General features: G+C 42.4%; 10 protein-coding genes, 6 tRNA genes and 2 rRNA genes. 10 read left to right on the top strand and 8 right to left on the bottom strand.

Features of this window, described 5'->3' with window-relative positions:
• The 9 genes from V6C21_RS01500 to V6C21_RS01460 all read left to right on the top strand — a co-directional run.
• A 23S ribosomal RNA gene (locus V6C21_RS01500) occupies window positions 1–124 on the top strand; the annotation flags it as partial.
• A 64-nt stretch (window positions 125–188) separates the two neighbouring features.
• Window positions 189–264 (top strand) — tRNA-Lys (locus tag V6C21_RS01495).
• A 69-nt stretch (window positions 265–333) separates the two neighbouring features.
• Window positions 334–409, top strand: a tRNA-Glu gene (locus tag V6C21_RS01490).
• A 29-nt stretch (window positions 410–438) separates the two neighbouring features.
• A 5S ribosomal RNA gene (gene rrf, locus V6C21_RS01485) occupies window positions 439–555 on the top strand.
• A 24-nt stretch (window positions 556–579) separates the two neighbouring features.
• A tRNA-Ile gene (locus tag V6C21_RS01480) sits at window positions 580–656 on the top strand.
• Between the two features lie 6 nt (window positions 657–662).
• Window positions 663–739: transfer RNA gene (locus V6C21_RS01475), tRNA-Trp, on the top strand.
• A gap of 28 nt (window positions 740–767) precedes the next feature.
• Window positions 768–844, top strand: a tRNA-Asp gene (locus V6C21_RS01470).
• Between the two features lie 2 nt (window positions 845–846).
• A tRNA-Thr gene (locus V6C21_RS01465) sits at window positions 847–922 on the top strand.
• 217 nt (window positions 923–1139) lie between these two features.
• Window positions 1140–2864, top strand: a complete 1725-nt coding sequence (locus tag V6C21_RS01460) for a PASTA domain-containing protein (protein WP_479268159.1) — start codon at window positions 1140–1142, stop codon at window positions 2862–2864.
• Here the strand turns inward: V6C21_RS01460 and V6C21_RS01455 are convergent, their stop codons facing one another.
• From V6C21_RS01455 to V6C21_RS01430, 6 genes are all read right to left on the bottom strand, one after another.
• On the bottom strand, window positions 2865–3236 hold the full coding sequence (locus V6C21_RS01455; RefSeq protein WP_034843419.1) for a PH domain-containing protein: 372 nt from the start codon (window positions 3234–3236) through the stop codon (window positions 2865–2867).
• A 293-nt stretch (window positions 3237–3529) separates the two neighbouring features.
• The gene (locus V6C21_RS01450) at window positions 3530–4132 is read right to left on the bottom strand and encodes an FMN-dependent NADH-azoreductase (protein WP_479268158.1); all 603 of its coding nucleotides are present in this window, start codon (window positions 4130–4132) and stop codon (window positions 3530–3532) included.
• Window positions 4133–4389: 257 nt separating this feature from the next.
• The gene (locus tag V6C21_RS01445; protein ID WP_034843413.1) at window positions 4390–4611 is read right to left on the bottom strand and encodes a hypothetical protein; all 222 of its coding nucleotides are present in this window, start codon (window positions 4609–4611) and stop codon (window positions 4390–4392) included.
• Between the two features lie 98 nt (window positions 4612–4709).
• A complete protein-coding gene (locus V6C21_RS01440; RefSeq protein ID WP_479268157.1) occupies window positions 4710–5372 on the bottom strand; it encodes an ATP-binding cassette domain-containing protein in 663 nt (220 codons plus the stop codon).
• A 22-nt stretch (window positions 5373–5394) separates the two neighbouring features.
• Complete coding sequence (locus V6C21_RS01435) at window positions 5395–5961, bottom strand: stage II sporulation protein M (RefSeq protein WP_479268156.1); 567 nt, start codon at window positions 5959–5961, stop codon at window positions 5395–5397.
• Window positions 5924–7354 (bottom strand): hypothetical protein, encoded by a 1431-nt coding sequence (locus V6C21_RS01430; protein ID WP_479268155.1) that lies wholly within the window; start codon window positions 7352–7354, stop codon window positions 5924–5926. The genes V6C21_RS01435 and V6C21_RS01430 overlap by 38 nt, the downstream gene beginning before the upstream one ends.
• 957 nt (window positions 7355–8311) lie before the next feature.
• Between V6C21_RS01430 and V6C21_RS01425 the strand changes: the two genes are divergently transcribed.
• Window positions 8312–9544 (top strand): homocysteine S-methyltransferase family protein, encoded by a 1233-nt coding sequence (locus V6C21_RS01425; protein WP_034843487.1) that lies wholly within the window; start codon window positions 8312–8314, stop codon window positions 9542–9544.
• 37 nt (window positions 9545–9581) lie between these two features.
• Here the strand turns inward: V6C21_RS01425 and nth are convergent, their stop codons facing one another.
• Window positions 9582–10214: an endonuclease III gene (nth, locus tag V6C21_RS01420; protein ID WP_034843488.1), complete on the bottom strand. Its 633-nt coding sequence runs from the start codon at window positions 10212–10214 to the stop codon at window positions 9582–9584.
• 433 nt (window positions 10215–10647) lie between these two features.
• Window positions 10648–11763: a hypothetical protein gene (locus V6C21_RS01415; protein WP_479268154.1), complete on the bottom strand. Its 1116-nt coding sequence runs from the start codon at window positions 11761–11763 to the stop codon at window positions 10648–10650.
• Between the last annotated feature and the right edge of the window lie 59 nt (window positions 11764–11822).

Below are 11822 nucleotides of genomic sequence, written 5' to 3'. Positions count from 1 at the left end.
GATAAGATATCCCACATCGTTAAGATGGTAAGACACCTTGAAGACTACAAGGTTGATAGGTCGGAGGTGTAAGCACCGTGAGGTGTTAAGCTGACCGATACTAATATGTCGAGGGCTTGACCTCAAAAAGTTCTACGGAAGCAGTAGAGTAAACTAAACTTTGTTCAGTTTTGAAGGCCCTTAGAACTGCACCTCTAGCTCAGTTGGTAGAGCAACTGACTCTTAATCAGTGGGTCCAGGGTTCGAGTCCCTGGAGGTGCACCACTATTAAAATATGGCAGAGGTTCAGTGGGAGCGAGGGTCAGGGATAAGGAAGAGGAAAGAGATATAACTGGCCCGTTGGTCAAGCGGTCTAAGACACTGGCCTCTCACGCCAGTAACAGCAGTTCGAATCTGCTACGGGTCACCAAAAACGACAATAAGTAAAATTAGAATATAGCCGGTGCCTATGACGATGAGGACCCACCCGTTCCCATTCCGAACACGGAAGTTAAGCTCATCAGTGCCGAAGATACTTGGCGGGCGACCGCCTGGGAAAATAGGTCGGTGCCGGCACATAAGTCTATCCTTTATTAACTTGGGCCTTTAGCTCAGTTGGTTAGAGCAACCGGCTCATAACCGGTTGGTCCGGGGTTCGAGTCCCTGAAGGCCCACCAAAATGCAGGGGTATAGCTCAGTTTGGTAGAGCAGCGGTCTCCAAAACCGCGTGTCGTGGGTTCGACTCCTACTGCCCCTGCCATTTTTGATTACGATATATAAAAATATATGGCCCGGTAGTTCAGCTGGTTAGAACGCTAGCCTGTCACGCTAGAGGTCAGGGGTTCGAGCCCCCTTCGGGTCGCCAATGCTGATGTAGCTCAGTGGGTAGAGCACATCCTTGGTAAGGATGAGGTCGGCCGTTCAATCCGGCTCATCAGCTCCAGAAAAAAGCCGCATAAACGATTGTTTATGCGGCTTTTATTTTGTCTTAGTGCGCATAGGCTTTAAATTAAGACACTATTTCGCTATAATTTTTGAAACTTATTATAGTATCAAAAATATAATAGTATAAGTGTTATTGATAAATCCGTTATTCATAACGAATAACGGATTTATTTTTTGCAGCCTGAGGCTGTAACTGCATCCGGGGGTAAAGACATATGGGAGGATATATTGGGAAATGCTTGTCAGGCAGATATGTTTTGCAAAAAATTATAGCCGTCGGAGATAAATCAATAGTTTATAAAGCTTATGACAATTTGGAGGATAGAACTGTAGCCGTAAAAGTATTTAGCGGAGAAGTTTATATAAAAAAGGGGATGAGCAAACAGTTTAAAAAGGAACTCAATGCACTCACCCTCTTATCGTTCCCGGGTATCGTTCAGGTTTATGATTATGAATTTGATGGCCCGCAAAAATATATAGTCATGGAGTATGTTGAAGGGCTTAGTTTAAAAGACTATTTGGAAAAGCAGAAACTTCTGAATTGGAGAGATGCATTGAATATTGTGGAACAGGTGCTGTTGGCACTGGAATATGCGCACAAGAAAGGCATTCTCCATCAGAACATAAAGCCGGAGAATATTCTGCTGGCCGCTGACGGGACGATAAAAGTTATGGATTTTAAGATTAGCGGGCTTATGGATACCAAAACCAAAGTGATAACTGACTTATACTGCGATTATGCAATATATTCAAGTCCAGAGCCGGCAGATGAAAAAGCAGATATCTATGCTGTTGGAGCGCTGCTGTTCAAAATGCTGACCGGCAGCCTGCCTTATGTTGGGAGCAGCGCGGCATCTGCAATGCAGCATTGGGGAAATTCTAAACGGAAGAGCAAAGATAAGGACGCGATACCTGTAGGACTTAAGGAAATAGTCCTTCGTGCAATACAGAAAAATCCGGAACTGCGATACCAATCGGTATCAGATATGCTCGGTGATATAAATAAACTCAATTTAAATCCTGACATCACTTTTAATTATGATTTAGGCGGTAAATCTACAAAGAAAGAAAACAGCGCATGGAAAAAGTCGGCCTCAACGTTGCGTGCTGCCCCTGTTGTGATTGGAGTATTCATTCCTATTTTTATAGCGCTGCTCATTGCCCTCATTCTTATGGCAGTCGGCAAAAACATTATCTTTTCTTCAAAAGTTAAGGTGCCAAATCTCGTCGGCAAGGATTATAAAAGCGTCATGGCCGACCCGAAATATAAAGATATTGACATCAAGATGCTTACAACAGAATATAGCGACACCTATTCCGCTGGAACTATCGTCTCCCAGAATCCCCTGCCCGAAACGATTGTGGAAAAAGGCTCCCGTATTGATGTATTCGTCAGTTTGGGGCCGGAAAAATTAACAATTCCGGATGTTACAGGGATGAAAGAGTCCGACGCAGTGTCTACGCTAAACAACGCCGGATTTAAGAAAGTGAAAACGAATAAGGTATACGATAATGTAATTGAATCTGGGTTTGTGGTGAGACTCGAGCCATCAGTAAATACGCAAGTATCAGCAGATACGGAAATCACTGTCTATGTAAGTATGGGCGCTGATCCTAAGAATAGGCTTATAACAGTTCCCAATCTTTCGGGAATGAGTTATGAGAAGGCAATAAATAAACTTAAAGCTTTAGGCCTTAAAGCAGGGACAAAAACCTATAAAAATTCAGATGCGGCGGCAAATACGGTTATTTCACAAAACCCTGCCGCAAATTCACGTGTTGCTGCTGGCACTCGCGTCAATCTTGTAATCAGCGGCAAAAAAACCGCTGCCGACAGCAACATATCAAATAATAAAGCTGCCGACAGCGGCAAAAATAAACCTTCATTTAATTTCAAATGGCAAATAGATTGGAAGAATGGTTTTCCGCCTAAGAAATAATTATCTCAAAACATACTCGCTGATAAAACGGCAGATACTGCTGATATCCACATTTCCCAAAAACTCAAGTCTGACCTTGCCAAGGCCGCTAAAATAAAGCTCCAACTCACTGTCAAGGTCAAATGTTCCCGCTGTTTCTACTGAGAACGCTTGGATTTTCGCATACGGGAGAGAAGAAAAATCCTTCTTTTTGCCTGTGAGTCCCTGTACGTTGACGGTAATAATTCGCTTGTTGGTAAAAACTACAGTGTCCCGCACCGACTTAAAGGACATTACGACATTTTCGTCGGGGAGCAGAATCGGGGCCACCATTTCGGCACCGTCCGCAGAGGGACGAAGTTTGAAGAAACTGCCATTTTTGAAATCAATCACAAATATAACTCCCTTCAACTGAAATGATTTATAAAATCATCATATACCAAAAAGGGAAAAGTATGCAATTATCATTTTTCTAAAAATCATATTAAGCCATTTCAGTAATGATTTGAACCCTAAGGATAAGTTTATTACGTTAAAAAAACCGCCACCGGCAGCAGTACATCGTGTACTCAAGCTGCCGGCGGCGGAAAAGATAACCGCGTTTAGCATTATCGGCATATTAGCCCGATATTTTAAGCAAAGAAAGTTGTATTTTCGCAGAAGGGAAGATAGTTAAATGGGGATCATCAGAATGTTTCGGCAATGCGGCGGGCGTCACTTATGGCTTTAGAAATGATGGTCTCCGTATCAACACCTACAATGTCAAGTGAATTGGCGGCGATAGTGGTATAGTCCGTTATGCCTAAAAATCCGAGTATAGTTTTAAGGTACTTGTCTCCAAGCTCCCAGGCTGCATTCGGACCGGTGGAATATTCACCGCCTCTTGCGGTTATATTGACCGCTTTTTTGCCCTGGCATAGCCCAACCGGCCCGTTGGCTGTATATTTGAAGGTTATGTTGGTAACGCAAATGTAGTCAATGTAGGCCTTCAATATCGCGGGAACACCAAGATTCCACAGCGGTTCGGCAAATACATACTTGTCAGCGGCAAGGAACTGATAAGCGTACTTTAATACAGGATCGTCTTTGCCTTCCCCTGGCTTTGCGACGTGTTTCTGCACGTCCTGCGGCGAGAGAAAATGGATGCCTTCTTTATAAAGGTCGAGCGTGATGATCTTGTCATTCGGATTCTTAAGTTTATACGCCTCTATAAACTGGTTTGCAATTCTGAAAGTTCTCGACACATCGTCGGGTTTCGGGTTTGCTTTAATATATAAAACTGTATTCATAAAACACTCACCTCTGAATTCATTCTATCACTTTTACAGCGTTTGTCAATCCCTAAATTCCTGACTTTGTCATATACTTACTCTAAAAGGTGGTGCAATCTACTCTGATTTTAAAAATCTGACTATTTTTTTCGTCTGAATCTGCTAATAATAAGATATCCAAAAAGCACTGCAAAAATACAGTAGATTACTATTCTGAATGGTTCCATATTATTTCCACCCCATAAATTCAAGATGTGGACCTGTAATCCTACGAATTAAAGAGCAATAGCCTCTTTCTTGGTCAATTTCTTAATTGCCTGTTTTAAACCCATTTTTACCGCTTGCTTTATCAGAGCGGCGGTTCCACCGGAGACGATGCCGGCTACGAGGAAACCTGCATCAATAAGCCATGCCCACCAGGCATTACCTGTTAAATAATCATAAATCAGGTTACCAGTTGACCAGGATGTCCCCAAAATTTCAATAATATATGTCATATTTATGCCTCCTGAATTTTCCAGGTCCACATCTTGTTAAATTTAATAAAGTAAGAATGAACCCCCGAATATACAGAACATATGAAAAATCAAAATCATCATTCCGGATTACGAAAAAATTCGTCGTCCAACTTATCTATATGAACGACCCTTGTTGCGATTGCCTTAAATGTCTCTATATGCGTAACAAAAAGCACCGCTTTGTTTTGTGATTTTACAATATCAGCGACGGAATCGAGAATTATCTGCTGCGTGGACTGGTCAAGGGCGGTAAATGGTTCATCCAGAACCAGCAGATCAAAATTTCGCGAAAGCATAATCGCCAAATAGAGTTTGTTTCTCATTCCTTGTGAAAGCTTTTTGACTAAAACTGAATCATACCCGTCAAGATTAAAAAGTTTCAGATAGTGGTTTACATTTTCATTATATTTTTCATCACATTCAAAAATGGTTTTAAAGAATTCAATATTTTCTCCGACCGTAAGATAGTCGTAAAGGCAGTCTTCGCTCATTATATAAGAAATTTTTTTGATGAGAGCGCGGTTTTCAGAAACAGATTTGTTATATATGTATATGTTTTGATAACTGTTGACTATTCCAGTTATACAATTCAATATAGTTGTTTTGCCTGCACCGTTGCTGCCTTCAAGGCAGACGATTTCACCAGGATATACTTCAAGGGAAAAGTCCTTAATTACAACTTTCTCGTCGTAACCAAACGTCAGGTTTTTGACGGTTAATATGCTGTCTATTATTACCACTCCCGAGCAACAATTTGCGCCTTTAGAAATATGATACTAATTTTTCAAACACCCCTGCGACTAAATACATTATAAGAAATAATACCGTAAAGGAAGCTGTAAAAAAGCACATATCTATGAGCGCGGTTGAAAGTTTTTGCTTTTTTAAAAAAACGAGTTTGACGTTTTTAAATACCTTTACCCAAAAATAGAAGGAAAAAAACGAGTTTAATACTATTGCACAGGACTCAATCGTACCATGAATAACCATTTTATAAACGAGATACAATTTATTTGTACTATATAAAACACTAAAGGTAGTACCTAAGGACAGAGCGTTGATATAGATGGCGAAAATACCGTAAAGACCAAATGTAGAAATACCCATAAACTCTTGAAAAAGGAAAACCAGTATATTATGTAAGAAAACCTTAGAAAATTTTACTACGCCAGGGTTGACAATGATTTCTTTGTCTGCATCGGGTATTGGGAAAAGAGTGCAGAAGACAATCAAGCCGATGAAAAGAACAGTTAAAAGGATTATCGCTATCCGTCCGCGAATAATTGAAGTTTTAATCACTTGCAAAGATTTTCTTAAAGTCTGCACCATACTCACCTTTAGTTATTGACGCAACAATATTAATGCGTATCTTCTTCATTATTTTAGAACACACCAGCGTCGAGGCAAACAGAACGGTCATTACGGTGAGTGTGCCTAAAATCGTAATCACTGTTGACAGGTGGAAAGCATATACTACCACCGCACACGCGAAAATCGCAATGCCCATAATGTTTGTAAGCACGGAAATTGGCATAAAGTCAGAAACGCCTTCCTCGATGATATTGTACTCATCAAGATATTTCTCATAATCCTTATAATTTGATCTTGTAAAGATCAGATTATTGGTTATCAGCATATATGGGGAAATAATAAACCACAGCACTCCATTTATTACAAGAAGAGCGGTTGCTGCCGGCGGTGCGCCCAATAAAAATGAAAACAGCGACAGCATGAGCGTATACAAAATCACTGACAATGATTTTGACTGGTAATACAGAAATAATTTTGATTTTAGCAACAGTGATATATCGATGCCGGATGAATTTAACAGCAGCAGCGTGCTATAGTCACAGCAAAAGGAGAAAATAAAGACAAGCTTTTTGTTGATTACGGAGCCGGCGTCGAGAAACATTACAAATGCAGAAACGGGGAACAAAAGATAAAATGCCGTGTCCGAAGGGAATTTTCTCAGTAAAAGAAACGTAATTAATAAAAGCAATGCCGGTCTATCAAGCAGATAGATGTAGAGGTATTTATTATAAAGGTAGTTATACATACTGGTTATTTGCTTTTTATCTTTTTTTATCAAAGCCGCCGACTTGGACGTGTCCTTTTTGGGATGCAAAAACTTGCCGAAAAGATCGAATACCGCATCCATTAAATAATATCTGCAAGCATTTGATTCGGGGATTGAATTCGGGATTCCACGTATAAGTTTTTTCGACGCCAGAATGAACAAGACCGCTGCTAATACAACGCCGATGCCGGCGCAGTAAAGAGAAACCGAATCATATAAGTTCCACAGGCTGTTCGACAGACTAGTCAATGCGTCGAGTGTATAATTAAACACGTTTGCCTTTCGGCTTCTTGATGCAACAAACTTGATAATGTTGATTATGAATGCGATAAGATAATATATGACGGCGGTTGTGACAGCCATAGAAAAAAGATAGCTGAAAACCGAGTAGATTTTTTTAATCGTAATTCCAGAAATATAGAGAATGAAGTATGTAAGCAATACCAATGAATAAAGTGCGGCAATAAAAACCAATAGCACTGCCATTTTTAAAATGCTCAGCTTTAACAATATGCCGAGCGCAATGATATCAAGGATAATATTGTCCTGAATTAATAAATCAAAAATTAAATTTGCGGTAAATATCCATCTAAACCTGCTGAACTGTTCCGGCTCAGCAAGGCATATATCCGATCTGAAATACAATTTCCAGTTGGTGCTGTCGGTTTTAACAAACAGAAATAAAAAGCTTAAAAACACGATGAGAGCGGATATGCTCTTTGATATGCCAAAAACGGGCAGGAGAAAAATAAACAGGTATTTAAACAGATAATTAGTGATAATATAATATGTAACGTAAACGACTGTTTGAGCTTTTGAACTAAACCAAGAGCGCAAAAAAGAAAAACGATCAAAAAACATATTTTTATTTATGCTGATAAAAAGCCTTAGATAAACCAAGGATCGTTTATTAAAAAATACCATAATATCACCTTAAGTGATATTATAGCAAATTTTTTCTCAATGTCAATCAATATTTTTAATAATATTACAAAATTTATATAAATTAGGCATAAAACATATTGTACGAAACCAAAATCATGCTGTATCTCACTGCGTGCTCCAGTGTAAGCCAGTTATGCTCCGCTGTAGCCGTTCGCGGGCAGATGGCTAATCTATAACTAATGTAACCGTCCGCGAGGGACAAGGTAGAATTTATGACAGAACTACCCCGTGACTTGCCCCGGCGCTAGCCGGCGTAAGGAGAAGGGATAAAATATAACTAATGCAGCCGTACGCGAGGGACAAGGTAGAATTTATGACAGAACTACCCCGCGTCCTGCCCCGGCGCAGCCGTAACTGGGTTTCAGAAGGTAAAAGATAGAGTCATATGAGCTATCAGTCTGACGTGGGCAGAAGCCGTCAAGTACGCGAGCGGGAGGGTAAAATTAATATCAAAGCTACCCCGCGTCCTGCCCCGGCGCAGCCGGTGAAAATTATCACAAACTCAATCAATATTTGTGATATAATAGATAACAAGGATATTTTATTATAAAAATAAGCGTCCCATCTTTCAGCCGGCTGTAGTTTAATTCTGCTTTATGCTGGGCGGATGTTTAGACGCTTTTATAACTTTGATACTTAAGCTTATACGGAGGAATTATGTTCGAATTCAAAGAACCGCTGCTTCTTGACGGCGCAACAGGTACAAATCTTATTAAAGCAGGAATGCCGTCGGGTGTCTGTGTTGAGAAATGGGTGCTTGACCACCCAGATACAATTATTGAGCTTCAACGGGCTTATGTAGACGCCGGGAGCAATGTAATAACGGCGCCGACTTTTGAGGCCAACAGATATAAGCTATCCCTTCACGGACTCGGTGACAAGGTCAAGGAATTCAACAAACAACTCGTTTCGCTGTCAAAAGAAGCGGCAGGGGGCAAGGCGGCTGTCGCCGGCAATATGGCGCCAACAGGGCTTTTTGTCGAGCCTTTTGGTGACGAAACCTTTGACGGGCTTGTGGATATTTTCCGCGAGCAGGCCTTTGCGCTCAAAGAAGCCGGCGTCGATTATATCGCATGTGAAACCTTTATGAGCCTTACCGAAGCCCGGGCAGCGCTTCTCGCCGCAAAAGAGACAGGGCTGCCGGTAACTGTTACACTGACAGTTGAAAAGAACGGGCGTACACTTTCGGGCGGCAACGTGCTTTCCAATCTTGTGACGCTTGCTGCAATGGGCGCGGCTGCTGTTGGCCTTAACTGCTCAACAGGGCCGGAAATTGTATTGAAAGCGCTTTCAGGCGTGCCGTCGCAATTGCCGGTTCCGGTTATAGCAAAGCCGAACGCGGGCGTTCCAAGCAATGATAACAGCCAGGTCACCGTGGACGAATTTGCGTCATATGCGAAGGAATTTTTCAAAGAGGGCATAGGCATTCTCGGCGGCTGCTGCGGTACAACGCCGGAGTATATTACGGCGCTCCGTGAAGAAATGAACAAAGCGGAGTTTATAGATAAACGGGGCGGCGACGGCGCCAAATCAGAAGGAGTACGCGATTTTATCGCCGCTAATGAAAAGCAGGCGTTCTTTATCTCTGAAGAGGACTTGGATTTTTCACATAAAATCAACTGCGGAGTCGATATAGCAGACAGGCTTCTCGAAATTGAGGGCGAAAACTGTGCGGCACGTGTTGTTATTAAAAACGCCGACGATGCGCATGAATTCGGCATGAACGCTTATCTTGCGTCGGTGCCTGTAGTATTGCTCGGTTACGACGCGGACGCTCTCGATACCGCCCTCAGATTATATCAGGGCCGCGCAATGCTGGACTCAAAGTCCGATATAGAAAAGGATAAACTTAATCTGCTGTCACAGAAATACGGCGCAATTATAATATGAGTTTTAGCCGGCAAAGGCAGGCCCTTCTGAATTTGCGTCATTTGACCCCGATCCGCGGGCAGTATTCTCGCAGGCAGCAGTCGTCACACATCGGGGCGCGCGCCTTGCAGACCGCCCTTCCGTGCCAGACGAGCCTGTGACAGAACATACCTGATTTTTCTGGCGGTATGACACGGCGCAGCTCCTGCTCAACCTTATAAGGGTCTTTTGAATTGGCAAGCCCCAATCTGTTTGAAAGGCGTATGCAGTGCGTGTCTGCGACATAAGACGGTTTGCCGTAGATATCGCCAACAATCAGGTTCGCGGTTTTGCGCCCAACACCAGGCAGCTTTACAAGCTCCTCGATGGTATCGGGTACGACTGAATTGTATTCATTGACAAGCATTTTGCACATGGCGACTATATCCCGCGCCTTTGTTTTATAAAGCCCGCAGGAATGTATAATATTCTCGATATCCGAAATATCAGCCGACGCAAAATCCTCAGCGGTTTTGTATTTCGCAAACAGGTCTTTAGTCACGATGTTTACCCTTTCGTCGGTGCATTGGGCCGAAAGCCTCGTTGCTATGAGAAGCTCGAGGGCGTTCCTGCTTTCCAGCGAGCAATGTGCGTCGGGATAGTTGATTTCAAGCGCTTCTATAATTTTAAGCGCACGTTCTTGTTTATTCATTTTGACGTCTCCCGGCAGAGGATCCCGGATTCACTGGTGTCCCTGCTTTTATGTATTTTTATATGCCAATTATTATCTTATCACAGAAAAAGGAGCCGGTAAACAGATAAAAATCCGGCAAAAAACACCCCGAATGGCCTTTTATTTTATAATCATTATTGAGTATGTTCAATAAAATATAATAATTTATTATATATTTTCCTACAAATTACTTAGTGTTTAATGGATGTAGAATCAGTGCAAACAGATATTGTCTCAAGATTATTATTCAACTATAAAATTGAGAGAAAAAGAGAAATTTACGCCGCGGGCAGTGTTTAACATTGTAAATAAAAGGTTTAGAGAGGAAACTTTTTCAATGTCCCAAAGCGGCGGGGAAAATGATTATATAACAGAAAGGCCGGACTCTATTTTTGAGTCTGGCCTTAAAAATTTACCCTATAATCTTATTGATAAGCTCGTCGAGCTTGCTTTGGGCGCGTTCGAGGTCGACGCAGGGCGCGTAACATTCACGTATAATATCATCGTCAGCTTTCGCTTCCTGCAAAAGCAATATGGCCTGATTGTAAAGCTCGCGAGCTGCCCTGCGGTTGAAGCCTATCCGCGCTTTTTTAAGCCTCAGGGAATCGCAATCCAAAAAACGGCGGATGTTGATATGGCGGCAAGGGCGACCCTCTGCCTTGTGGAAATTGTTTGACGTGATAAACGCTATTGCAAGTTCAGGAATCAGGAGGTGTTCCGGCGCGCCGGTAATCGGGCAGGCGCAGATAATAACGTCATAGCCCGCCGCTTTGGCTCTTTCACTCAGCAATGATATAAGCAGCCGGCCTATGCCGTAATCGTCCACGATAGCGTATACGCGGTTATAGGAAGCAGTATTCTCGTTATAAAAAAAGATTTCGCCGTTTGCCGTTATTCCGGATAAATACCGCGGTATGTCAATACCTGTGCCTTCCTTTGAGGGAAAAATTCGCTTTGCCAGCCCTGCCGCGTATTTTTCCACAGCCTCGGTGTCAAAATACTCCTTGGCAATGCGGAAACAATCGCTTTGCAGGGACGCCGCCGCGGAAATAAAACGATAGGCCCTGTCATACTGGGCTGCGGCGCGGGTCGCGAACTGCAATATTTTTGCGCGGTTGGCGCAAAGCTTTTCATCATCCATATCAAATAGGGTTATTTCCGTCTCGACTACGCCCGGAAATTCGGGCTTAATACAATGAGGCGGCAAACCATCAGTGATACAGATTTTAAGCTGCGGAAGCACAAGGGCGTTTACGCCATTCGGATCGGAAACGCAATGTATGTATTCAACCGCAATATTCGATTCTTCAAGTCTTTCGCCGGCTTTTGGCAGCAGTGTAGCGGCAACACCGGGCGCACTCTTTAAAATATATGCCTTCCACCCCGCCGCCGCGTTATAAAGCTGCCCAAACTTAGAAACAAAACCTGAAGGTGTGTGGGCACTCATAAAATAATGAGCGGCTTTTGATTTTTTTTGATTATCAAGAGAAACAGACTCGCCTGTCAGGGTGGCTTCACTTGACTGCATTGAAATCCCCCCCGTTATCTTGCATTAATAAATGCTGTATTCCATGATATTCAAAAAAA

This window comes from [Clostridium] cellulosi (assembly GCF_036762875.1).
Classification (GTDB): Bacteria; Bacillota; Clostridia; order Oscillospirales; family Ethanoligenentaceae; genus Ruminiclostridium_D; species Ruminiclostridium_D cellulosi.
This window is presented reverse-complemented; position numbering and strand designations above follow the sequence as displayed.